Origin of the sequence: Salmonella sp. 32020114201800008SM (assembly GCF_017572025.1) — a bacterium.
GTDB lineage: Bacteria > Pseudomonadota > Gammaproteobacteria > Enterobacterales > Enterobacteriaceae > Salmonella > Salmonella enterica.
In genome coordinates this window covers 295,170-319,832 of record NZ_JAGEQM010000004.1, presented here as the reverse complement: position 1 = coordinate 319,832, position 24,663 = coordinate 295,170, and the positions used below count along the sequence as shown (strand labels likewise).

At 54.0% G+C, this 24,663-nt stretch carries 21 protein-coding genes; 7 read left to right on the top strand and 14 right to left on the bottom strand.

Annotated features, from left to right (window positions below):
- Positions 1 to 62 precede the first annotated feature (62 nt).
- From recC to rppH, 9 genes are all read right to left on the bottom strand, one after another.
- Entirely contained in the window at positions 63 to 3,434 is a 3,372-nt protein-coding gene (gene recC / locus J4613_RS13800; RefSeq protein ID WP_080204105.1) for an exodeoxyribonuclease V subunit gamma, read from the bottom strand.
- A 15-nt stretch (positions 3,435 to 3,449) separates the two neighbouring features.
- Complete coding sequence (locus J4613_RS13795; protein WP_000019290.1) at positions 3,450 to 3,770, bottom strand: prepilin-type N-terminal cleavage/methylation domain-containing protein; 321 nt, start codon at positions 3,768 to 3,770, stop codon at positions 3,450 to 3,452.
- Entirely contained in the window at positions 3,755 to 4,162 is a 408-nt protein-coding gene (locus tag J4613_RS13790) for a DUF2509 family protein (protein WP_001078532.1), read from the bottom strand. Before J4613_RS13790 ends, J4613_RS13795 begins: the two co-directional genes overlap by 16 nt.
- Positions 4,159 to 4,722, bottom strand: a complete 564-nt coding sequence (locus J4613_RS13785) for a prepilin peptidase-dependent protein (protein ID WP_000029153.1) — start codon at positions 4,720 to 4,722, stop codon at positions 4,159 to 4,161. Before J4613_RS13785 ends, J4613_RS13790 begins: the two co-directional genes overlap by 4 nt.
- Entirely contained in the window at positions 4,713 to 5,183 is a 471-nt protein-coding gene (locus J4613_RS13780; RefSeq protein WP_000744668.1) for a prepilin peptidase-dependent protein, read from the bottom strand. The genes J4613_RS13785 and J4613_RS13780 overlap by 10 nt, the downstream gene beginning before the upstream one ends.
- 184 nt (positions 5,184 to 5,367) lie before the next feature.
- Complete coding sequence (gene thyA / locus J4613_RS13775) at positions 5,368 to 6,162, bottom strand: thymidylate synthase (protein ID WP_000816247.1); 795 nt, start codon at positions 6,160 to 6,162, stop codon at positions 5,368 to 5,370.
- A gap of 6 nt (positions 6,163 to 6,168) precedes the next feature.
- Entirely contained in the window at positions 6,169 to 7,044 is an 876-nt protein-coding gene (gene lgt / locus J4613_RS13770; RefSeq protein ID WP_000204645.1) for a prolipoprotein diacylglyceryl transferase, read from the bottom strand.
- A gap of 212 nt (positions 7,045 to 7,256) precedes the next feature.
- Positions 7,257 to 9,503, bottom strand: a complete 2,247-nt coding sequence (gene ptsP, locus J4613_RS13765) for a phosphoenolpyruvate--protein phosphotransferase (RefSeq protein ID WP_000957888.1) — start codon at positions 9,501 to 9,503, stop codon at positions 7,257 to 7,259.
- Between the two features lie 12 nt (positions 9,504 to 9,515).
- Entirely contained in the window at positions 9,516 to 10,046 is a 531-nt protein-coding gene (gene rppH / locus J4613_RS13760; RefSeq protein ID WP_000564481.1) for an RNA pyrophosphohydrolase, read from the bottom strand.
- 682 nt (positions 10,047 to 10,728) lie between these two features.
- On the opposite strand from rppH, the gene mutH reads away from it, so the two are divergent.
- The 4 genes from mutH (at position 10,729) to J4613_RS13740 (ending at position 13,938) form a co-directional block, all read left to right on the top strand.
- Entirely contained in the window at positions 10,729 to 11,424 is a 696-nt protein-coding gene (gene mutH / locus J4613_RS13755; RefSeq protein ID WP_001274930.1) for a DNA mismatch repair endonuclease MutH, read from the top strand.
- 181 nt (positions 11,425 to 11,605) lie between these two features.
- Complete coding sequence (locus J4613_RS13750; RefSeq protein WP_000895635.1) at positions 11,606 to 12,319, top strand: TerC family protein; 714 nt, start codon at positions 11,606 to 11,608, stop codon at positions 12,317 to 12,319.
- 169 nt (positions 12,320 to 12,488) lie between these two features.
- Positions 12,489 to 12,707: a YgdI/YgdR family lipoprotein gene (locus tag J4613_RS13745; RefSeq protein ID WP_000758662.1), complete on the top strand. Its 219-nt coding sequence runs from the start codon at positions 12,489 to 12,491 to the stop codon at positions 12,705 to 12,707.
- Positions 12,708 to 12,897: 190 nt separating this feature from the next.
- On the top strand, positions 12,898 to 13,938 hold the full coding sequence (locus J4613_RS13740) for an NADP(H)-dependent aldo-keto reductase (RefSeq protein WP_000558960.1): 1,041 nt from the start codon (positions 12,898 to 12,900) through the stop codon (positions 13,936 to 13,938).
- An 86-nt stretch (positions 13,939 to 14,024) separates the two neighbouring features.
- Here J4613_RS13740 and lplT read toward each other — a convergent pair whose 3' ends face one another.
- Positions 14,025 to 15,227, bottom strand: coding sequence for a lysophospholipid transporter LplT (lplT, locus tag J4613_RS13735; RefSeq protein WP_000004679.1), 1,203 nt, complete (start codon positions 15,225 to 15,227; stop codon positions 14,025 to 14,027).
- Complete coding sequence (gene aas, locus J4613_RS13730) at positions 15,220 to 17,379, bottom strand: bifunctional acyl-ACP--phospholipid O-acyltransferase/long-chain-fatty-acid--ACP ligase (RefSeq protein WP_000896109.1); 2,160 nt, start codon at positions 17,377 to 17,379, stop codon at positions 15,220 to 15,222. The genes lplT and aas overlap by 8 nt, the downstream gene beginning before the upstream one ends.
- A gap of 592 nt (positions 17,380 to 17,971) precedes the next feature.
- On the opposite strand from aas, the gene galR reads away from it, so the two are divergent.
- Both galR and J4613_RS13720 read left to right on the top strand, forming a co-directional pair.
- On the top strand, positions 17,972 to 19,000 hold the full coding sequence (gene galR / locus J4613_RS13725) for an HTH-type transcriptional regulator GalR (protein ID WP_000201030.1): 1,029 nt from the start codon (positions 17,972 to 17,974) through the stop codon (positions 18,998 to 19,000).
- Positions 19,001 to 19,010: 10 nt separating this feature from the next.
- Positions 19,011 to 20,033: a LacI family DNA-binding transcriptional regulator gene (locus J4613_RS13720; RefSeq protein ID WP_000968338.1), complete on the top strand. Its 1,023-nt coding sequence runs from the start codon at positions 19,011 to 19,013 to the stop codon at positions 20,031 to 20,033.
- A 9-nt stretch (positions 20,034 to 20,042) separates the two neighbouring features.
- Here the strand turns inward: J4613_RS13720 and lysA are convergent, their stop codons facing one another.
- The gene (gene lysA, locus J4613_RS13715; RefSeq protein WP_064047165.1) at positions 20,043 to 21,305 is read right to left on the bottom strand and encodes a diaminopimelate decarboxylase; all 1,263 of its coding nucleotides are present in this window, start codon (positions 21,303 to 21,305) and stop codon (positions 20,043 to 20,045) included.
- A 117-nt stretch (positions 21,306 to 21,422) separates the two neighbouring features.
- Here lysA and J4613_RS13710 point away from each other — a divergent pair, with 117 nt between their 5' ends.
- The gene (locus tag J4613_RS13710; RefSeq protein ID WP_111742243.1) at positions 21,423 to 22,358 is read left to right on the top strand and encodes a LysR family transcriptional regulator; all 936 of its coding nucleotides are present in this window, start codon (positions 21,423 to 21,425) and stop codon (positions 22,356 to 22,358) included.
- Here J4613_RS13710 and J4613_RS13705 read toward each other — a convergent pair.
- Both J4613_RS13705 and araE read right to left on the bottom strand, forming a co-directional pair.
- Positions 22,330 to 23,037: an aspartate/glutamate racemase gene (locus tag J4613_RS13705; RefSeq protein WP_000848629.1), complete on the bottom strand. Its 708-nt coding sequence runs from the start codon at positions 23,035 to 23,037 to the stop codon at positions 22,330 to 22,332. The two genes, J4613_RS13710 and J4613_RS13705, sit on opposite strands and share 29 nt — an antisense overlap.
- Positions 23,038 to 23,149: 112 nt before the next feature.
- Positions 23,150 to 24,568: an arabinose-proton symporter AraE gene (araE, locus tag J4613_RS13700; RefSeq protein ID WP_000253650.1), complete on the bottom strand. Its 1,419-nt coding sequence runs from the start codon at positions 24,566 to 24,568 to the stop codon at positions 23,150 to 23,152.
- Positions 24,569 to 24,663: the final 95 nt, after the last annotated feature.

Genomic DNA, 24,663 nt, shown 5'->3' with positions numbered 1-24,663 from the left:
ATCAGTCCGTGACGAAGAGCGCATCATAGTCGAAGCCTTTTAATGGCGCGATTTTCATACAATCAACGAGACTGATTAAAACGAAACAGCGGTAACAGGTAATGCCGTGACTGCGCAATGATAGCCTGCAACGTTTCAGATTCCAGCTGACGCCAAAGACGTTGATACCAGATATCTTCGCCTTCGCCGCTCACCATCATGTTGCCTTCATAAGCCTGTAGAAACTTTGTTCTGGCCTTCTGTAAGGTGTCATCGTCGTCTAACATGACATCATTTTCAGCGTCATAACAGGCTTTTATCCATGCGCCGCCGCTTTCCGGCAGTACCAATAGCGGAGAAGACATGCCTTCCCGGTAGCCTTCAATCAGTTGCGCCAGGTAAGCCATTGCCTGCGTTTTATCAAGAGGCGGAAATCGCCACTCTCCCTCTTTGCGCAAAAACAGGCGACTTTCGCCACTCCCGCCGCTGGCACAATAGACAAGGTGTTCCAGCCAAAGTTGCACACCTTGCGCCACGCTGATTAAAGCGGGACGCCAGCGCAATAATCCATCCTCCTGTACCTGCGGTAGCCAGCCGGTTAGCTGAACGCCATTGCAAAGCAGATCCACTTCCAGGCTTTGGCTCGGCTTACGGCAGGCGATGACCCGGCTTGCCAGTTGCTGCATCTCCTGACATTGCGCATCCCAGAATATTTCGCCAAACGCGCCGTAAGGCAACTCTCCCGCAGCCCGGAAACGGCGGAACAAGCGTTCGGCGTCGTCCTCTTCAACCAGCGTATTGAGCAACTGTTGGTTAAGTTGATATCGCGTCAATCCCTCTAATTCAAACGGTTCCGCATCAGGAATCTCACTCTCTTCCGAGCGGAAATTAACCTGAAGCCGCATCTGAAAAAATGCGCGTACCGGATGGGCCCAAAAACGCTGCAGACTTTCCAGAGTCAATGTTTCCGGCATCGTAAAAGGAAGCGGCTGCACAAAGTCAGAATGCGCTTTTCCCGATTGACTCGCCGCGGGCAACCACTCTCTGGCATAACTTTGCTGTTCGCCGGGTTGGTAATTTTGCGCATCAAAAGGCATACGGGTATGCAGACGCGTAATATGCGCTTTGACTCGTGCTTCGCTCTCATCACAGGTCAGCGTTTCGTCGCCCGGCAAATAGTGGCTTTGTCCGATGTAATCCACCAATTCTTGCACCAGTACAGAGGGAAAGCGTTCGCTATTATCCTGGATGGAGCGACCGATGTAGCTGATATACAGCGTCTGCTGCGCCGAGATTAACGCTTCCAGAAACAGGTAGCGGTCATCGTCGCGACGGCTACGATCCCCGCGCATGGGTTTTTGGCTCATCAGGTCAAAGCCCAACGGCGCAAGCTGGCGCGGGTATACGCCGTCGTTCATTCCCAGCAGGCAAACGACTCTAAACGGAATGGAACGCATCGGCATCAGCGTACAAATATTGATGGGGCCCGCCAGGAAGCGCTGGCTAATACGTTCCTGATCCAGACGCTGCGCCAGTTCATCCCGCAGTAGCGAAATCGGTACCGCGTCGCCATATTCCGCCGCGACGCCTTCGGCGATAATGGCCTGCCACTGCTGTTCAATCAATGTCATTGCCGCTTCCGTGTCCGCATCGGGCAGGAAGAAATCATTGAGCATATCGCGACAAACGGGCAACCACTCTTCCAGCGGTCGCTCCTGCGCCAGACCGCGCCGCCAGATATTAAGCTGCATCAGCAGCGAAGCCAGATGCCCGACCAGCTCAGCAATCAGACCGCTGGATTCGTCATAAGGCAGAACCGACTGCCACTCGCCCTGAGAGCTTTCCATCGCATACCCCAGCAGCATACGCGTCAGGCCAAATTGCCATGTATGCTGCCCCGTGGCAGGAAGTTCCAGCTCGCGCACGTTGTCATCGTCAATCCCCCAGCGAATGCCTGACTCATTGACCCACAAGCGCAAATAACGCAGCCCTTCTTCGTTGATCGTAAAGCGGGCAGCCAATACCGGTACGTCTAACAACGCCAGAACATCCTCGGAGACGAAGCGGCTGTCCGGTAACGAAAGCAGACTGATAAATGCCTGTAACACCGGATGTGACTGACGCGCCCGCCGATCGGAAATGGCATAAGGCAGATAGCGCTCCGTTGGCGCGCTGCCAAATACCGCCTGGATAAACGGGCTATAGCTGTCAATATCAGCCACCATAACGATAATGTCGCGCGGCGTTAGCGTCGGATCGGCTTCCAGCATCGCCAGCAGGCGATCGTGCAGTATTTCCACCTCGCGCTGCGGGCTGTGACAAACGTGAAAAGAGAGGCTGTTATCCTCGGGATCGAGCAGACGCTTATTGTCGCTGCGCGAATACTCCTCAAGATTTACGCCCACCACCGCATGGCTTTCCAGTTCAAGGATATCCGCCTGAATCCGATGCAAAAGATTATCTGGCGTAATATCAACAAACGCATCCAGCTCCTGGCTGTTTTCCAGTTCAGATAGCAGGTAGATATAATCCCGTCCCAGTTTTCCCCATGAGGCCAGTAGCGGATTACCGATATCCTGTTCGCCGTCGCTGTTAAACAAGGCTTCCGGATTCTGGTTTTCACGGAACAACGGTAAATGACGGTCTTCAAAACTGTGACGACGCTGGCGAGCCATGAGTTTTGCCAGCCAGGCTGGGTCTTTTATATCCCCCCAGTAATACCGACACGGATTAGTAAAAAGGAGATGGATTTCAATATGTTTACCCAGCGCCTGCAATGCTCTGAGATACACTGGCGGTAACGCGGAAATGCCGCAAATAAAAACGCGGGACGGCAACCCTGGCGGGCAGGCGGTCGCGCTTTCCAGCGTTTGAATAAAGCGTTGGTAGAGATTGGCGCGATGCCAGCGCGGCTGCCCCAGCGCGGCGGTATATTCCACCAATGCTTTCCACAGCGGCGCCTGCCAGTTTTGCGCCTCTCCCAGACCTTCCACGGTTTTTCCCGCTTCCCACTGCGTAAGCCAGTCAGGCCGATAAACCAGATACTGATCGAACAGGTCGGCGGCGCGCGCGGAAAGCTGAAAGAGTTTGCGTTTATCGGTGTCGTCGGTCAGATAATGGCGCAGCAGTACAAACTCATCCTTATCCAGCAACTGCGGCAGCAAGGTCATCAGTTTCCAGCTCATGCTTTGTTTGCTGAAAGCGCTTTCTTTGGGAATATCCGGCAACACGCGGACAAACATCTCCCAGATAAAACTCGCCGGTAACGGAAAAGCGATATTCGCCGCAATACCAAACTTTTGTGAAAGGGTCATCTGCAGCCACTGCGCCATACCCGTGCTTTGTACCAGAATCATTTCTGGTTCAAAGGGATCATCCAGCCGCTCGCGTTCGACGATGAATTCCATCAACGCTTCCAGCACATCCAGACGATTGGAGTGGTAGACCCTTAACATAATTACTCCTGACGATTAACGATTTGGACAATGCAAGCGCGTCATTTGCCCCTGCCTGCCAGAGGGTGAAACCATCGTGACGCTGATGCTGACACATCCCGATTGCGTTGTCTGCATCCGGTTGGCCTTCCAGCTGTCAGCAGGCGAAAATGGATACAGCGCCGTTTGCTGCCACGCCTGCCGCCAGATCTGGAGATACTGATGTCGTAATGCAAAACTGTGCATTAATACCCGCTGATAGCCTGACAGCGCGGTGACGATCATTACCATTAGAACCATCGCCACTAAAACTTCCGGGAGGCTAAACCCGCGTTGTAAATTCAGGGGATGCGACATAACGCCACCTCTTTTAACGGACAAAAATCGCTCCAGCCGTGGGGAGAAAAGACAATGCTTCCCTGAATGACGTTGCCCAAACGCCATAACGTCATGCCGTCATCTTGCGCCGCCATCACCACCTCATCCCCCGATAATCTCCGCAAACAGACTCTCGCTCCTGAAGAGGAATAGCGCCGACATTCCATTTCGGTTACGCCTGACCATAGCTGCCCCCGTCCCCATTCCAGCGCCGACTGCACAAGCGCCTGGCGTTGTATCGCCAGGCTCTGCGTCGTCACGCGGGCGGCATAGCTGGCCTGCTGCTGATTTACGCCTTGCAGTAGCAGACTGCCCAGAATCAGTATTAAAAGCGCCAGTATTAGCGAAGAAGCGCCACGTTCCCGATTCACAGATTAAATCCCGTTACGCTGTATTGCGCGTCAATAACCGTCTGAGGCTCGGCTTTGCTGGCGCCGCGCAGATGCAGCATGAGCACTGGCGAGAATCCCGTTATATCCCGGCGCTCAACGGTAAACGCCGTGATGAGTACCGTATTGGGATCGGTCATTTTTTCCCATCCCTTACCCTGGCAAGATGTTGCTCCGCGTAATGTCTCCAGAACGTTATCCTTCACACGAAACCCGGTCTGGTCGGCCTCTTTCGCCGGTATGGTATCCCAGACACCGTTATTATTCCCGTCCCACTGAACGATGACGCATTGCCCCTGTTCGGCAAGATGTAACCCTTCGCCAATACAGTGGCCATGACAGTAACCCGCACGTTGAAGATGCTTCGCTACGGTATAGGTTCGCTGCCAGATTTCATCTTCCAGCGATAACTGTCGCGTGTTGTGCCAGATTTCACGCTGTAGCGCCGGTAAAAATCGTGCGGACCCAAGCAGTAAAATGGAACCTATCGCCATCGCCAGCACAACTTCCAGTAGCGAGAACCCCCGCGTGGTTATTGACACGTGGCGGCCTCATTACGCTCGCATAGCCTGATTCGCCCCCAGGAGGAGACGACCAGACGCCACTCTCCGGCAGCGTTTTTCAGTACGATGTGCCCTGCCCATGCCGTATTGCGCAAGCCAAAGAAGGCTAACGACGGCGTGATATCGGCAAGGACGACATCACGCCAGTCGGGCGTAAACACAAAGGGGGAAGATGGCGTACACGATGTTTGCGTAGCAACAGAGCTGACAAAGCACCATGAACCGCCTTCGCTGACCACGCGAAGAATGTGATCGCGGTTATGCCAGTGAGCGTCCTCACGAAGTTGCAGCAGGTAATCCCGCACCTGACATGCGGTTTGCCACAGGCGCTGTTGCTGCTGCCAGCGTTGCCAGCCATAAAGTCCTGTGGCGCTGAGAATGATAATGAGCGACATCGCGACCACCGTTTCAATGAGCGTATAGCCCTGTTGTTTTTTCATGTCGGCAGTATGGCGGGCGGAAGAAAAATAACGAGCGCCAAATACAGATTGTTCGGCGCGTTACGAGAAAAAGTTCATGTCTTGCAGCGCGTTGCAAAATTTCAGGAATCCGCGCCGAAGATTGAGACGAAGGGTAAAAAAAACCGACGCGCAATGACGTCGGTTATGGCAGGATCGTCAGCGCTTAGATAGCGACCGGCGCTTTAATACCGGGGTGCGGATCATAACCTTCAATTTCGAAATCATCGAACCGGTAGTCAAAAAGCGAATCGGGTTTACGCTTAATGACCAATTTCGGCAGCGCGCGCGGTTCACGGCTTAATTGCAGGTGCGTCTGCTCCATATGGTTGCTGTACAGGTGCGTGTCGCCGCCGGTCCAGACAAAATCGCCGACGTCCAGGTCGCACTGTTGCGCCATCATATGCACCAGTAACGCGTAGCTGGCAATGTTGAACGGCAGACCGAGGAACACATCGCAGGAGCGCTGATAAAGCTGACAGGAGAGTTTTCCATCTGCGACATAAAACTGGAAAAAGGCGTGACACGGCGCCAGCGCCATCTTATCCAGCTCGCCGACGTTCCACGCAGAAACGATAATACGACGAGAGTCCGGGTCGTTTTTAAGCTGGCTTAAGACCGTGGCGATCTGATCGATATGGCGGCCATCCGGTGTTGGCCATGCACGCCACTGCTTACCATAAACCGGGCCTAAATCGCCGTTCTCATCGGCCCATTCGTCCCAGATGGTGACATTATTTTCGTGCAGGTAAGCGATGTTGGTATCGCCCTGCAAAAACCATAGCAGTTCGTGAATAATTGAACGTAAATGGCAGCGTTTCGTCGTCACCAGAGGAAAGCCTTCCTGCAGGTTAAAACGCATCTGATGGCCAAAAATGGAAAGCGTGCCGGTGCCGGTACGGTCGTTTTTCTGTGTGCCTTCATCCAGCACTTTTTGCATCAGTTCTAAATACTGTTTCATGGTTCCTCAGGAAACGTGTTGCTGCGGGCGGCGGCGATATGCCCAAACCATCATGATCGCGCCAGCGATAATCATCGGGATAGAGAGAATCTGCCCCATGCTGATGTACTGTACCCACGCGCCGGTAAATTGCGCGTCCGGCTGGCGGAAGAATTCAACAATGATACGAAACGCGCCATAGCCAATCAGGAATAATCCGGAGACTGCGCCCATCGGACGCGGTTTGCGAATAAAGAGATTAAGGATGATAAACAGCACCACGCCTTCTAATGCCAGTTCATACAACTGGGAAGGGTGGCGCGGCAATACGCCGTAGGTATCAAAAATAGGCTGCCATTGCGGATGTGACGGCAGCAGCGCAATATCTTCCGCGCGTGAGCCAGGAAAGAGCATGGCAAACCGGAAGTCAGGATCGACGCGCCCCCACAATTCACCGTTGATAAAGTTGCCCAGACGCCCGGCGCCCAGGCCGAACGGAATTAACGGCGCAATAAAATCAGACACCTGAAAGAACGAGCGCTTCGTGCGCCTGGCGAAGATAATCATCACCAGTATCACGCCGATAAGCCCGCCGTGAAAGGACATGCCGCCGTCCCAGACGCGGAATAAATAGAGCGGGTTATCCAGAAACAGAGGGAAGTTATAAAACAGGACATAGCCAATACGTCCCCCCAGGAAGACCCCCAGGAAACCTGCATAGAGTAAATTTTCAACTTCGTTTTTGGTCCAACCGCTTCCCGGACGGTTAGCGCGACGCACCGCCAACCACATCGCGAAAACGAACCCCACCAGATACATCAAGCCATACCAGTGAAGCGCGACGGGCCCAATTGAGAAAATGACCGGATCAAAGTCCGGAAAATGCAGATAGCTACTGGTCATCTGTCACCACAATTTCTTGTTATTTCGCTGAAGAGATAGCGATTGATAAGCGCGCCTGCGCGTTGCAGACGCTCCAAAGGTGCGAATAATAGCACAAGGGTTAAAAGCGAGATGCCGATTACCGTTAAAAGATATGTATACGCATTGTCTTTCATCTTGCAGGCGTGTTGTCTGCGCCGTGAATCCACAGTCACTTTTTCCCGCTCCAGTCGTTACAACCCTCCGCGAATCAATCCCCCCATCCCGCGGCGCTCCATAAACGCCGCCACCTGATGACGCACTTCGGTCGCCATCTGCGCCTCAAGGCTGCGTCTGGCAAGAGTTTGCGCGTCTTCAAAATCGATATGCCGCAGCAGATATTTCACACGCGCTACCGAACGGCCATTCATTGAAAGATGGCGATATCCCAGACCGATAAGAATCGCCACGCACATCGGATCGCCCGCCATCTCGCCGCACAAGCGAAGATCGAGGCCATTTTTTTCGGCTTCCTGCGCAATCATGGACAGCGCGCGCAGCATAGCCGGATGCAGACTGTCGTAAATACTGGCCACGCGGGTATTGTTGCGATCTACCGCCAGGATATATTGCGTTAAATCGTTGGTGCCGACCGAGATAAAGTCGATCCGGTTAGCCAGATGCGGCAGCATAAATACCATTGATGGTACTTCCAGCATAATGCCGATACGCGGTTTCGGGATCGCATAGCCGATCATCTCCTCGACCTCGCGCCCGGCGCGTTCGATCAGACGTCGCGCTTCATCGACTTCATCAATACTGGTGACCATCGGCAGCAAAATGCTGAGGTTGCCAGTCGCCGCATTGGCGCGCAGCATCGCGCGGACCTGGATCAAAAAGATCTCCGGCTGATCCAGCGTAATGCGGATCCCGCGCCAGCCCAGACACGGGTTCTCCTCGCTGATCGGCATATAGGGCAGTTGCTTATCCGCTCCCACATCCAGGGTCCGCAGCGTCACCGGTTTATCGTTAAACATTTGCAGCATCCCTTGATACTGCGCCACCTGCTCTTCTTCCGAGGGAAACCCGCTTTGCAGCATGAAGGGTATTTCAGTACGGTACAGGCCGATACCGTCGATCCGACTGCCTAACTTTTCCTCATGCTCGGGACTGAGCCCGGCATTCAGCATCACTTTGACTCGCTCGCCGCTTTTCAGTTGGGCGGGAAGATTGACGTCGTCCTCCGCCAGACGACTGAGTTCTATCTCTTCACTAATGAGCCGCTGATATTCCTGAATAAGCACGGGTTCAGGATCGACCAGTAATTCACCGCGATAGCCATCCACCACCAACGTACGACGATGTAGCACCGAAGGCTGGATATCAGCGCCCATGACGGTCGGGATACCGAGCGCGCGCACCATAATCGCCGCATGCGAGTTTGCCGCGCCGTCGCGCACCACAACGCCCGCCAGCCTGTCCTGCGGCAGCTCCGCCAGGGTGGTCGCCGACAGCTCATCCGCGACCAGAATAAAACGTTCCGGCCAGGCGTTTGGCCCCTGAACTGAATCATCAAGGTGGAATAACAGCCGCTGCCCCAGCGTGCGTAAGTCTCCCGCACGTTCTTTGAGGTAGTTATCGGTTAGCGCCGCAAATTGCTCGGCAAATTTTTCGATGATTTTTTTAACGGCCCACTCCGCAACAGCGCCTTTGTCGACCTCGGCGAAGAGTTCGCGACGCAGTCTGGCGTCTGAAAGCAGGTGTGAGTACAGATCGAAAATGGCCGCCGTCTCTTTTTGCGCGCCGGCGGCAAAGCGTTTGCTGTATCGTCGGAACTCGTTCGCCGCCTCTTCCAGCGCGCCGGTCAGTCGTTCGCGTTCAAGAGAGGTATCCAGCGTAGACGCTTCGTAAACCTGTTCCATCAGCGGCATGGTCGCGTCTTGCCAGCCCGTTGCGATAGCCACGCCCGGCGCCGCAGGAAGCGCGCGGATTCGCGTCTGCCGGTATTGCCCGAACAGCGCTGTGACCTGCGACTGTGACAGGATAGCCGCCATCTGCGTAGCGAGCGTGACGAGGAAAGACTCTTCGCTTTCATCGTACTGGCGCAATTCGCGCTGCTGTACGACCAGCACGCCGAGAAGTTGGCGACGCTGAATGATCGGCACGCCGAGAAACGCGCGAAAACGCTCCTCTTTTACCGAAGGAATGTATTTAAAGCTGGGATGTTTTTGCGCATCGGCAAGGTTAATGGGTTCCGCCAGTCTGCCCACCAGACCGACGATCCCCTCATCAAACGCAAGCGCAACGGTTCGACCACGCGGTTTTTTCAACCCCCGCGTCGCCATCAGGTAATAACAGCGTCGGTCATGATCGGCCAGGTAAACCGAGCAAACCTCTGTATCCATCGCAAGACAGATATCCGTGACCAGAATATTCAGCGCCTCGTTCAGACGCGGCGCACTGGCCACTTTTTCGACTATTTCGCGCAGGCGAGTGAGCATAATTTGCGTGGCTTAACCTCTTTTACGTCGATAAGCAGGCGCGCTTTGTAGCTTAGGGGGATTATCCTGAAGCGCCATGACAACACTTGCAAACTCTTTCATTACCCTGCGGTAGACATCGCGTTTAAATGACACCACTTGTCGAACCGGATACCAGTAACTTACCCAGCGCCAGCCGTCAAACTCCGGCGTACTGCTGGTTTGCATATTGATTTCGGCGTCGGCGCTCATTAACTGCAAAAGAAACCACTTTTGTTTCTGGCCGATACATACCGGCTTTGTGTCCCAACGCACCAAACGTTTTGGTAACTTGTAACGCAACCAGTTGCGAGTAGAAGCAAGGATCCGCACATCTTTACGGCTTAACCCAACTTCTTCAAACAGTTCCCGGTACATCGCCTGTTCTGCCGACTCCCCTGGATTTATCCCGCCCTGCGGGAACTGCCAGGAGTGCTGACCAAATCGCCGGGCCCACATCACCTGCCCCTGACGATTACAAATTACGATACCTACATTTGGGCGGTAGCCATCGTCATCAATCACCGGACTACCTCAACATAAACCTTATATATGAACGATTGTTTCATACTCCAGTGAGGCGGTAAACCACTCTGTAATAGTGACACAGCCTAATAACAATTGAATAACTCACAGTAAATAGCCGAGTTATAAACAGATGATGACGCCCTTGCGCCATTTTATTCACCTTTTCTGTGGATATAGTTGTGAAGAAGTATGGAATTACCACGGGAAAACCCAGAACAGTCTGAATTCCTCATGCTGGAGACAGTAAAAATAGTGCCTTATATTCATTGCGTTATAGACAAATCTTACATGCTACCTTCATAAAGCGTGACCAGCATCACATCTAAGATCCTTATGCTGATGAAAGATCAACCAGCGTCGGTTTTATCCACAGATTGTGCCAATAACTTACGCACTATTTGTCTGAATTTTCGATTTTCGTCGCACGTCAAGGCTGTAAATGGAAACAGTAGTGGCGGTTTTACACAGTTATCCCAACTTTCTGTGGATAACATAGTGTAAGATCCTGTTTATTGTCAGTGACCAGAATTGGAAAACCCGCTTCAGCGTTGCGCAACACGAAGAAACAACACAAAAAAGGCAATAAAAATCAGTCTATTGAATATAAGACACAGAAAAAGATAAACTCTGCCCATACGGTATAAAATCACTGCTCATTTTTTGACCTAAGGTAATTGTCATGTCCGCTCTTTGTCCGCTACTGACTCCGCCTGCTTCGGAAGCATTGCTGTTAGCCCAGGCGCGGCAGCTTTCCGGCTATACGTTAGGCGAGCTGGCGGCGATGGCCGGCATTACCACGCCTAAAGATTTGAAGCGAGACAAAGGCTGGATCGGTGTCTTGCTGGAGATCTGGCTCGGCGCCAGCGCCGGGAGCAAGCCGGAGCAGGATTTCGCCGCGTTAGGCGTAGAACTGAAAACCATCCCGGTGGATAGTCTGGGTCGTCCTCTGGAAACAACCTTTGTTTGCGTGGCGCCGTTAACCGGTAACAGCGGCGTGACCTGGGAGACAAGTCACGTACGGCATAAATTGAAGCGCGTGTTATGGGTGCCGGTCGAAGGCGATCGCAGCATACCGTTAGCCGAACGCCGCGTAGGTTCGCCGCTACTCTGGAGTCCGAGTGAAGAAGAGGACAGGCAGCTACGCCTCGACTGGGAAGAGCTGATGGACATGATAGTGCTGGGCCAGGTGGAACGCATTACCGCCCGTCATGGCGAAGTCTTGCAACTGCGACCCAAAGCCGCCAATGCCAGGGCGCTCACCGAGGCTATCGGCGCGCGCGGGGAACCTATTTTGACGCTACCGCGTGGATTTTATCTGAAAAAAAATTTTACGCAGGCGCTGCTGGCTCGCCATTTTTTATTGCAGAATCCGTAACGTCCATTACACGCAAATGCGCCTCCGCTATGGCTACGCATCGGGCCGGCGCCGGATAAACGTAAACGTATTGTCGCCGCTATTTTACACCGTTCCTGGTTGCGCAAATTCAGCCTGGGCTTTCGCCCGTCACTCGACGGGCCTATAATTACCGCTTCTTTTTTTGGCAGGACTTTGTTCGATGTTATTTGCATGGATAACCGATCCTAATGCCTGGCTGGCGCTCGGTACGCTGACGCTGCTGGAGATTGTACTTGGGATCGACAACATTATTTTTCTTTCTCTGGTGGTAGCAAAACTTCCTACGGCGCAACGAAACCACGCACGGCGGCTTGGGTTGGCGGCGGCGATGGTTATGCGCCTGGCGCTGCTGGCGTCAATCGCCTGGGTCACTCGTCTGACTAATCCGCTGTTTGAGCTTTTCGGCGAAGCGATTTCCGCCCGCGATCTCATTCTGTTACTGGGCGGGTTATTTTTAATCTGGAAAGCCAGCAAGGAGATCCATGAGTCCATCGAAGGCGAAGAAGAAGGGTTAAAAACCCGGGTTTCTTCTTTCCTGGGCGCAATAGTACAGATTATGCTGCTGGATATTATTTTCAGCCTTGATTCAGTTATCACAGCGGTTGGCCTCTCCGATCATCTGTTTATTATGATGGCGGCAGTCGTTATTGCCGTGGGTGTCATGATGTTTGCGGCACGGCCCATCGGCGAGTTTGTTGATCGCCATCCGTCGGTAAAAATGCTGGCGCTCTCCTTTCTGATCCTGGTTGGCTTTACCCTGATTCTGGAAAGTTTCGACGTTCACGTTCCGAAAGGGTATATCTATTTCGCCATGTTCTTCTCTATCGCAGTAGAGAGCCTGAACCTGTTGCGTAATAAAAAGAATCCGCTGTGATCCTGTCTCGCTCCCCCACCGGGGAGCGAATACTCACTTTATTTCCTTTCTTCTCACAGATTAAGATTTTGCTGCTTCCGACATGCAGAGCTGCGCGTTATTACTAGACTATTATCAGACATATGATTAACAGACTATTATCAGATGCAGGCTACGTGAGGACAAACGGATGAAAAAGTGGGCAGTTGTAATTTCCGCAGTAGGGTTGGCTTTTGCGGTATCCGGATGCAGCAGCGATTATGTAATGGCGACGAAAGATGGTCGTATGATCCTGACCGATGGAAAACCGCAAGTTGACGATGATACCGGTCTGGTCAGCTATACCGATGCACAGGGAAACGAGATGCAAATCAACCGTGACGAAGTGTCTCAAATCATCGAACGTTAAGCGGTGGCCTGTGATCGAGGTCAGCGTTCTGCAAGCCTTCAGGCTGCGTCCCGTAACGGTGCGTGGCGACCACGCCCGGTAACAATTACGCCGCGCAGCCTGCAATTTTACTTTCCCTTTTGCCTTCCCTCTGCCATTTTTATTGTCCTTTGTCGGGAATTTCTGACTTCATAATAAAAAGGAAACGGCTATGCACTATCACCGTATACCCCACAGCTCGCTCGAAGTAAGTACGCTAGGGCTGGGCACAATGACATTTGGTGAACAAAACAGCGAAGCCGACGCTCACGCACAGCTCGACTATGCCATCGCAAATGGCATTAACCTTATCGACGCCGCCGAGATGTATCCGGTACCGCCGCGCCCGGAAACACAAGGGCTGACGGAGTCCTATATCGGTAACTGGCTCGCTAAACGCGGCAACCGTGAAAAACTGATCATCGCCAGCAAAGTCAGCGGACCGGCACGTAATAATGATCAAGGCATCCGGCCTCATCAGGCGCTGGATCGTAAAAATATTCGCGAAGCGCTACACGACAGTTTGACCCGATTGCAGACCGACTATCTGGATTTGTATCAGGTGCACTGGCCGCAGCGCCCCACTAACTGCTTCGGTAAACTCGGCTATAACTGGACGGACTCCACGCCAGTAGTAAGTCTACTGGAGACGCTAGACGCGCTAAGTGAGTTTCAGCGAGCGGGTAAGATTCGTTATATTGGCGTTTCAAATGAGACAGCGTTTGGCGTTATGCGCTATCTGCATCTGGCGGAAAAACATGACCTGCCGCGTATTGTCACGATCCAGAACCCCTATAGCCTGTTAAACCGCAGCTACGAGGTCGGGCTGGCGGAAGTCAGCCAGTATGAAGGTGTTGAATTGCTCGCCTACTCCTGTCTGGCGTTTGGCACATTAACCGGTAAATACCTGAACGGGGCCAAACCCGCAGGCGCGCGGAATACCTTGTTCAGCCGCTTCACACGTTACAGCGGCGAACAGGCGCAAAAAGCCGTTGCCGCCTACGTCGATATCGCGAAGCGTCACAATCTTGATCCGGCGCAGATGGCGCTGGCCTTTGTTCGCCGCCAGCCGTTTGTCGCCAGTACGTTACTGGGCGCAACCACGATGGCGCAGCTCAAGACGAATGTGGAAAGTCTGCATCTGACGTTAAGCGAAGAAGTTCTGGCGGAGATTGAGGCGGCGCATCAGGTTTATACCTATCCGGCGCCGTGATGGTCAGTGCCCGGTGGCGCTACGCTTCCGGGCTTACAGAGACAATGTAAGCCCGATAACACGCACTCGCCGCCCGGCATATTCACTCAGTATGATGCCTGCCGGCGCTGCCAGATCCACAGCGCCGCGATCGCCAGCGCGAACAGCACGCCAAAGCCGATACCTATCGCCACTGCCGGAACGCCAACCAGCACCGCCAGCGAGTACAGTCCCAGCATTAATAGCATGGCGCTATTCTCGCCCAGATTTTGTACGGCAATGGCATTCCCGGCGCCAACGCTCTTCTTACCGCGCTCCTGGAGCAAAGCGTTGAGCGGCACCACAAAAAAGCCGCCCAGCATACCTATCAACAGCAACAAGGCATAAGCAGGCAGCAATGCGTGCTGTAATGAGAAGATCGCAACCACAACGCCAATCAAAATCCCGGCGGGCATACAGCGCGATACGGTCTCCAGCGTCACCAGTTTTGCCGCCGCGCCCGCGCCGACCACAATGCCTACCGCCACCATGGCGTTCAGGTAAGTCGGCGTGGCGTTATCCGTAATCCCCAGCGCCACCGGCACCCACAGCACCAGCAGAAAACGCAGCGTCACGCCTGCGCCCCAGAATAGCCCGGTCCCCACCAGCGAAAAACGCGTTTCACCGTTACGCCAAAGGACAACGCAAGCGCTGAAGAAACTACGCGTCATCGCCGACAACCGCCAGGATTGTCCTGGACGCGCCGCCACAAGCTTCGGGATAAACAGGTTCGCCGCCACTGCGCCAGCGTAGGCCAACGCGCAGGCAACCAGCGCAGCGATGACATGCCAGTCGGCCAATACGCCGCCCGCGACGGAACCGAGCAAAATCGCCGCAATCGTAGAGGCTTCCATAAGGCCATTGGCTTTCACCAGCTTATCGCCCGTCGTCAGTTCGCCCAGAATACCGTATTTCGCCGGAGAATAAGCCGCCGCGCCAATCCCGACCAACGTATAACCGACAAAAGGATTTATGCCGAGGCAGATACCTGCCGCTCCCGCCAGTTTAAGACCATTGGCGACCATCATCACCCGGCCTTTGGCAAAGCTGTCCGCTATCTGGCCGACAAACGGCGCAAAAAGAATGTAAGCGCCCACAAACACCATTTGCAAAACAGGCTGGCTCCAGTCCGGGTAAAACTGAGCTTTCAGCAGTGCCAGCGTCGCGAACAGCAGCGCATTATCGCCAAAAGCCGAGAGAAACTGCGCGACAATCACCGACAGCATCCCTTTCGACCAGATGGAGGTGTTAGTACGTACTGACTCACTCATGATGTTGTTCCGGCGCATCCACCCAACTTTTCAGCGTCACAAAATCGGGTTTCCCGCTGCCAAGCAAGGGAAGCTGCTTCAGATAACGGATATCACGCGGGACGGCAAGTTCCGGAATACCGTGTTCACGAGCATAGTGCTGTAACTTTTCTCGGGTGAGTTCGCTGTCAGTCGTAAACAGTACCAGCGCTTCACCTTTGCTGGCATCGCTTTTAATGGCGGTAGCGTGCATTTTGTCCGCCGAAACGCCAAGCGCCAGTTGCTCGACCATCTCCAGCGAGACCATTTCGCCAGCAATTTTCGCAAAGCGTTTCGCGCGCCCCTGAATCTGCACAAAACCATTTTCATCGAAGCGTACAATATCGCCCGTGTCGTACCAGCCGCGCTCAGTTTCGCCTCTGGAGTTTTCCGCCGACGGCACCTCCAGCACGCCCGGTTTTTCCACGCGCAGATAGCCATTCATGATATTCGGCCCTTTCAGCTGTAGCCGACCGCCGTTTTCAATACCGGGCACCGCCAGCAGACGCGCGTCCATGCCAGGCAGAATGCGGCCAACAGTGCCAGGCTTAGCCGCCATCGGCACGTTAATCGAGACTACTGGCGCGCATTCCGTTACCCCGTAGCCCTCAAGAATGCGCAGACCGAATTTATCCTGCCACAGTTGTTTGGTACTCTCCTGAAGTTTTTCCGCACCGGCCACCACATAGCGCAGGCGATAAAAATCATACGGATTGGCAAAGCGCGCATAGTTGCCGAGGAAGGTTGACGTACCAAACAGCACGGTACAGTTACGGTCATAGACCAGTTCCGGCACAATGCGGTAGTGCAGCGGACTTGGATAAAGAAACACTTCCGCGCCGGTCAACAACGGCGTAAACAGGCCCACCGTCAAACCGAACGAGTGAAAGAGCGGCAGCGCCGACATAAAACGGTCATTGGCGGTGAAATCCGCAATCGTTTTTATCTGCTCGACGTTCGCCAGAATGCTTTTATGGCTGTGCACCACCCCTTTCGGGTGCCCTTCCGAGCCGGAGGTAAAAAGAATGATCGCCGCGTCTTCCGGCTGCTGTTTTACCTGCGCCAGTCGCGGCGCCAGGAGGTGGGCAAAAATCCACAGCTTGTCGGCGGGTGTGACGTCCGCTTTTAAATCTTCCAGGTAAACCCAGCGAACCTGCGTTAGCTGCTCCGGCAGGTGCCACAATTTACCTTTATCGAGGAACTGGCGGGAGGTAAAAATCGTTTTAATTTCCGCCGCGGTAATCGCGCTGGTCAGCCCTTTTACCCCCGCCGTGTAGTTCATCATGGCCGGAATGCGGCGACGAGAAACCGCGCCGAAAATCACCGCCGCGCTGATGGCGGCATTCGGCAGCATTAAACCGATTTTCTCGCCCTCAACGCTGTACTTTTCCAGAATCCGGCCAACAAAAAGCGTCTTGGTCAGTAACTTACGATACGTATCCGGCGTAAAGTTAATGTCCTCAATACAGTTTTTACCCGCGCCGTAACGATATTGCGCCGCCAGCAACGATTCGTATAACGTCTCGCGCGGGCGCACCGCCATACGCGCTTCCATCATGATCTGGTGCAGCATCTCACCCGCTATCTTACGTCTGTCGCGCGCGCGCGGCGCTTCCGGCATCGGTATTTGCGTCGACGGTAAAATATGAAGCTGAATGCGGGGGAATAAGCGCCGTTTAACCAGACCTTTCAGGCGACTGAAAGGGGTAAGCTCCGCGCCGTCAATGCGGAGCGGAATGACGGTTGCGCCCGATTTTGCCGCCACAAAGCCTGCGCCGTCATAAATTTTCATCAGCGAGCCGGTCACGGAAATCCGCCCTTCCGGGAAAATCACCACTGGACGCCCCTGTTCCACCAGACGCACCAGGTGTTTAATGGACATGGGTTTAGTGGGGTCGAGCGGCACAAAATCGATCAGCGGCGTTAACCAGCGCATATACCATTGCTGGCTGATGGAGGTATATACCGCAAAGACAGGCCGTACCGGCAAAAACAGCGCCAGTAACATACCATCGATAAATGAAACGTGATTGGGGGTAATTAAGACCCGGTTCCCCTGTAGCGCCCGGACATCGCCAGTGACGCGCACACGATAAAGCACGCGAAACAGGTTACGGAAAAATCCAAACAGCATTTCAACTCCCTTTGGCCGACAATTCGCTAAAACATGAATTGTGGCAGATTACACGAGTTGCGTAACAGGAGCGATAGCAAAATAGGTTCGAAAAAAAACCTGCGCATCCGCGCAGGTTGGTGCAAGAGACAGGTACGAAGAGCGTACCGAATAATCTCACCAATCAATACCTCTGGGATCTTGATTGTGGGCTTCGCGCGTCTGCATCGCCAGTCCGAAAACGCAAAGGAATAAACGGAAATGCAACGAGTTGTGTAAATTATCCGTTACTGTTACAGGTTCAGGCGAAACAAAAAAAAACCTGCGCATCTCTACGCAGGTTGGTGTAATTCGTGTGATCAACAATGACGTTGATTCCACCTATCAATACCTCTGGGATCACCACTCTATCAACCTGACTCGCTGGCCTGCCAGCAGACAATCGCAACAGCGCTTCGCAAACTGTAACGAAAGATTTGTATTGTCACTTTACAGACGCATTTCTCCCGTGCAGGTCACATTTGCCCGATACGGCGGGGCAAGAGGCTTGAACAGACGTTCATTTTCCGTAAAACTGGCGTAATGTAAGCGTTTACCCACTATAGGTATTATCATGGCGACCATAAAAGATGTAGCCCGACTGGCCGGTGTTTCAGTCGCCACCGTTTCTCGCGTTATTAACGATTCGCCAAAAGCCAGCGAAGCGTCCCGGCTGGCGGTGACCAGCGCAATGGAGTCCCTGAGCTATCACCCTAACGCCAACGCGCGCGCGCTGGCACAGCAGGCAACGGAAACCCTCGGTCTGGTGGTCGGCGACGTTTCCGATCCTTTTTTCGGCGCGATGGTGAAAGCCGTTGAACAGGTGGCGTATCACACCGGCAATTTTTTACTGATTGGCAACGGGTATCATAACGAACAAAAAGAGCGTCAGGCTATTGAACAGTTGATTCGTCATCGTTGCGCAGCGTTAGTGGTACACGCCAAAATGATTCCGGATGCGGACCTGGCCTCATTAATGAAGCAAATCCCCGGCATGGTGCTGATTAACCGCATTTTACCGGGGTTAGAACACCGCTGTGTCGCGCTGGATGACCGTTACGGGGCATGGCTGGCGACCCGGCATCTGATCCAGCAAGGTCATACGCGTATTGGGTATATCTGTTCCAATCACACTATCTCTGATGCCGAAGATCGCCTGAGGGGCTATTACGATGCGCTGGCGGAAAGCCATATCCCGGCTAACGATCGGCTGGTGACGTTCGGCGAACCGGATGAAAGCGGCGGCGAGCAGGCGATGACTGAGTTATTAGGTCGCGGCAGAAATTTTACCGCGGTGGCCTGCTATAACGACTCGATGGCGGCCGGCGCGATGGGAGTATTAAATGATAATGGCGTGGGGGTGCCGGGCGAAGTATCGCTCATCGGTTTTGATGATGTACTGGTCTCACGCTATGTGCGTCCCCGACTGACCACCATTCGGTATCCGATCGTCACCATGGCGACACAGGCGGCGGAGCTGGCCTTAGCGCTGGCAGGGAAATGCCCTACGCCGGAAGTAACTCATGTATTTAGTCCGACACTGGTACGCCGACATTCGGTGTCCACGCCGACGGATACCGGGCACCTGTCGACAACCGATTAATCAGGGTAGCATGATGGCGACAATGCTGGATGTTTCCCGCCATGCGGGCGTATCAAAGGCCACCGTCTCACGAGTGCTGAATGGGACGGGGCAGGTAAAAGAAAGCACGCGCCAGAAAGTGTTTACGGCGATGCAGGCTCTGGACTATCGCCCCAACCTGCTGGCACGCTCGCTGGCAAATCGCACCAGCAACAGCATCGGTCTGGTCGTCTCTACGTTTGACGGCTTCTATTTTGGCAGTTTGTTGCGCCGGGCGTCGCGCCAGGCGGAGTTTCATAACAAGCAGTTGATCGTCACCGATGGTCACGATACGCCGGAACGAGAGCAGAAAGCCGTACAAATGTTGGCCGACAGACAGTGCGACGCTATTATTCTTTACACTCGCTATATGGATGAGCCGGCGATTTTGTCGTTGATTGACGCCACGGAAATGCCGCTGGTGATTATTAATCGCAACGTCACTCAGGCCCGCGATCGCGCTATTTTCTTCGAGCAGGAGACGGCGGCATTCCAGGCGGTGGAATACCTGATTACGCAGGGCCATCGCGATATCGCCTGTATTACGCTGCCTGTTCATACTCCCACCGGCACATCACGCGTAGCGGGTTATCGAAAGGCGCTGGAAAAATATGGCATTCCCTGGCAACCGGCAAAAGTGAAATACGGCGATTACACGCTGACGCGCGGCTATGACGCCTGCCGGGAATTACTGGAGGAAGGCGTCACGTTTAGCGCGCTATTCGCCTGTAATGATGACACGGCGCTGGGCGCGGCAAAAGCGCTGCGCCAGGCCGGATTACGCATCCCGCAGGATGTGTCGCTGTTTGGTTTTGACGATGCGCCGGGCGCAACCTGGCTTGAACCGGGGCTTTCAACAGTCTATTTACCCATCGAGGATATGATAGCCACCGCGATCGATCAGGCCGTTCGCCTGGCGAACAGCGAGCCGGTCGCCCCGATCCCGCCCTTTACCGGCACGCTGATTCTGCGCGAGTCCGTCGCCGCGGGCCCGTTTTTTCAACGTCCGGCCTAATGAGGCGCTTCAGAGCATCTCCAGCGCTAACAGCTCTTCAATGGTCTGACGACGGCGGATCAGCCGCGCCTGTCCATTGTCAAACAGTACTTCCGGCAGGAGCGGGCGGCTGTTGTAATTCGATGACATAGACGCGCCGTACGCGCCGGTATCGTGCAATACGAGGTAATCGCCGGGGATGACCGCAGGTAAGGCGCGTGTTTCAACCATTCCCCCTTCCTGCTGCGTAAAAACATCGCCTGATTCGCATAGCGGCCCGGCTACCACCGTCTCGACCCACGGGCCATTTTCAAGCGCGCGACCATCCGCCGCCAGCGCCGAAATACGGTGATAGCTACCGTACATCGCCGGGCGCATCAGATCGTTAAAACCCGCATCTACCAGCACGAAATGGCGGCTTCCCATCTGTTTTACGCTACGTACCTGCGTTACCAGCACGCCCGATTGCGCCACCAGAAAACGTCCGGGTTCGATCTCAAGTTTGACCGCATGTCCCAGATGGCGGGCGATTTGCTCGCGCGCCGCGTTCCACAGACCATAGTAATGGCGCGTATCAACGGGCTCTTCTCCCTCATGATAAGGTATCGAGAGTCCGCCGCCTGCCGAAATCGCGTCCAAATCCTGACCACATTCCAGCACCTGGCGAACCATCGCGCCGCAAACCTGCTCCAGATGACCATAATCGACGCCGGAACCAATGTGCATATGGATACCGACAAGTTTCAGTCGGTATTTCTGCATTACCGCCAGCGCCGCCGGAAGATCGCTATGCCAGATGCCGTGTTTGCTGTTTTCGCCCCCGGTGTTGGTTTTCTGGCTGTGGCCGTGACCAAAGCCAGGATTCACGCGCAACCAGATGCGATGCCCAGGCGAAACCTGACCAAGCTGCGTCAGCATATCTACCGAACCGGCATTGACCGGAATATGCAGTTCGCTGACGCGCGCCAGCGTGGCGGCGTCAATCACATCGGCGGTAAAAACGATATCATCAGGGCACGTTTGCGGATCGTAGCCCGCCGCCAGCGCACGTTCGATCTCCCCCAATGAAACAGAATCCACCTTGACACCCTGCGCGCGCATTAAGCGCAGGATATGAATGTTCGAACAGGCTTTTTGCGCAAAACGCACAACGTCAAACTGCTGCAGGGCGGCTATCTGACGGCGAATAATGTGCGCGTCATAGACCCAGACCGGACAGCCGAATTCAGCAGGCAATCTGAGCAAATTTTCAGCGTTAAGGTCAGTTTCAGCGTGATAATGCGGCAATGACATAACAAACTCCGGAACAGGCTTTTTAACGATTACGCCATACCTTAGAAAGAATAAAAAATATCGTTTTATTGTCAGTCTATGCAAAAATGATATGGGATAAATGATTCAGGGAAACGTATGGCTGCCGTTAATTTACGTCACATTGAAATTTTTCATGCCGTAATGACCGCCGGAAATCTCACCGAAGCGGCGCGGCTGCTGCATACCTCGCAGCCTACCGTCAGTCGCGAGCTGGCGCGTTTTGAGAAAGTGCTGGGATTAACGCTGTTTGAGCGCACACGCGGGCGCTTACATCCGACGGTGCAAGGGCTACGCCTGTTCGAAGAGGTACAACGCTCCTGGTATGGGTTGGATCGCATCGTCAGCGCGGCGGAAAGTCTGCGCGAGTTCCGTCAGGGCGAACTCTCTATCGCCTGCCTGCCGGTCTTTTCACAATCCTTTTTGCCGCCGTTACTACTGCCTTTTCTGGCGCGTTATCCGGATGTCAGCCTGAATATTGTGCCGCAGGAGTCGCCGTTGCTGGAAGAGTGGCTCTCCGCCCAGCGCCACGACTTAGGGCTGACGGAGACACTTCATGCCCCGGCAGGAACAACCCGCACCGAGTTACTAACGCTAAATGAAGTGTGCGTACTGCCCTGCGACCATCCGCTTGTCGCCAAAACGGTACTGACGCCAGACGATTTTCAGGGGGAAAACTTTATCAGCCTCTCCCGCCTGGACAGCTATCGACAGTTATTGGATACGTTATTTGCCGAACATCAGGTGAAGCGCAGAATGGTGGTGGAAACGCATAGCGCGGCCTCCGTCTGCGCGATGGTGCGCGCCGGGGCGGGCGTTTCGATCGTTAACCCGCTGACCGCGCTGGACTATGCCGCCAGCGGCGTCACCGTTCGCCGCTTCAGCATTGACGTGCCCTTTACCGTCAGCCTGATTCGCCCGCTACACCGCCCCGCCTCCGCGCTGGTTGACGCCTTCAGTAAGCATTTACAAACGCATCTTTCGCGCCTGGTCGAACCGCTGGAGGTTATTCTGGGGCCGATGACGAAAGCATAAAGCTCACGGCATCTGCGGCATGAATTGCCGTGGTATCGAAAACCGGTAGCGCGCTTTGCGTCTGGGGAACAAGCAAACCTATTTCAGTGCAGCCAAAAATAACGCCCTGCGCGCCTTGCGCAGCCAGTTGTTCGATAACCTGTAAATAATAGTGGCGCGACGCGTCAGTGAATGTCCCTTGGCAGAGCTCGTCAAAAATGACCTGATTGATACGCGCCCGATCGTCCGCCTCCGGCACGATGGTCTCAATCGCAAATTGCTGTTCCAGCCGCCCGCGATAAAAATCCTGCTCCATCGTATAGCGGGTCCCTAATAGCGCCACGCGATGCAACCCCTGACGGGCGATGGCTCGCCCGGTAGCATCCGCGATGTGTAGGAAAGGCAGAGAACAACGAGATTCAATAATGTGCGCGATTTTATGCATGGTGTTGGTACACAGCACAATGCCTTCTGCGCCCGCCTGCTGTAACCCCTGCGCGGCCTGCGCCAGGATATCGCCCGCTTTATCCCATTCGCCGCGGCGTTGACATACTTCAATATCGTGGAAATCTACGCTATGCAGCAGTAAGCTCGCCGAGTGCAGGCCTCCCAGCTGCTGTTTAATGCCTTCATTGATTAAACGGTAATAAGGGATAGTCGATTCCCAGCTCATCCCCCCCAACAGTCCGATCGTTTTCACTGCGCTCTCCTTTTTGTAAAGCATTATGGCAGTGAAGCAAACTTACACATCCGTTTCCAGTCTATTTTTCATCATGCCGGATAACAGGCGTCATCCGGCATGGGAGGGGTGATTACACGCCAATATTTCTTAGCTTCTCGCCCGCCATCAGCTTGCGTTCGATGTGCTCCAGGGTGACATTTTTGGTTTCCGGAATCAGCCAGAAAGTGATGCCGATAAAAGCGATATTCAGCGCGGTGTAGAGCCAGAATGTACCTGCCGCGCCAATGCTGTCCAACAGTGTCAGGAATGTCGCGCCGATGATCATGTTCGATACCCAGTTTGTCGTGGTTGAACAGGTAATGCCAAAATCACGACATTTCAGCGGCTGGATTTCCGAACACAGTATCCACACCACCGGAGCGGCGCTCATCGCGTAACCGGCGATACACATCATCGTCATCCCAACGGAAAGCCAGGAGAGACCGCTTGATGCCGTACCGTTATCAAACTGCATCAGGCAGTAGCCCAACACCAATGTCCCTAACGCCATTACGCTGAAACCGATTTTTAACGCCGGTTTACGCCCGGCCTTATCGACCGTAAAGACGGCGATAAAAGTCGCGAACATAAAGGTCAGTCCGACCACCAGCGTAGCGATCATTTGCTGTTCCGTGGTGGTAAAGCCGGCCATTTTAAAAATGCGCGGCGCATAGTACATAATGATGTTCATGCCGGTGAACTGCTGCATTGCCTGTAGCAACATACCGAGGAACACGGCGCGGCGAACATTACGGTTAGCTTTAAATAATGCCCATCCGCCCTGCTTGAGTTTGAGGCTTTCCCGAATCTCATTCAGTTCATCACGGGCTTTTTCCGAGGTATCGCGCAGCATACGCAGCACCTCTTCCGCTTCAATATGGCGACCTTTTTGCGCCAGCCAACGCGGACTATTCGGCAGGAATACCACCAGAATAATGAGCAACACCGCAGGCAGCGCCAGCACGCCCAACATCGCGCGCCAGTTGCCGCTGTAGCTGAATGCCGTATCGGATAAAAAAGCCAGCACAATGCCTAACGTCACCATCAGTTGATACATACTGATCATTTTGCCGCGAACATTTTCGCTAGCCATTTCAGAGAGATAAAGCGGCGCGGTATAGGACGCAATCCCTACTGCTACGCCCAGTATCACGCGGGCGCCAATCAATACTTCCACGCTGGAAGCAAACGCCGACCCCAGCGAGCCGAGCACGAACAAAATCGCGCCGGCCATCAGGCTATACTTACGCCCCAGCCGGAATGAAAGCCAACCGTTAAATAATGCGCCAATTGCCGCGCCAAGCATCATACTGCTGACGACCCATTCCTGCAGCCGACTGGTCAGCACGAAATGGTCGGTAATAAAAGGCAGCGCCCCGGCGATAACGCCGATATCCAGACCAAATAACAGTCCCGCAACCGCTGCAGAAACCGAAACAAACATATTCATACGTCGTGTGTCGCGAAGCGAACGCGGCGTTAAAGCAGAGTCATGATTAATAGAGACCATATTTTCCTGCCACCACAGAGTAAGACATAGCCTGAAAGTACGGGATACTCTTCCTCAAGTGTCAGGCTGGAAACGGCATAAATATGGATTAAATG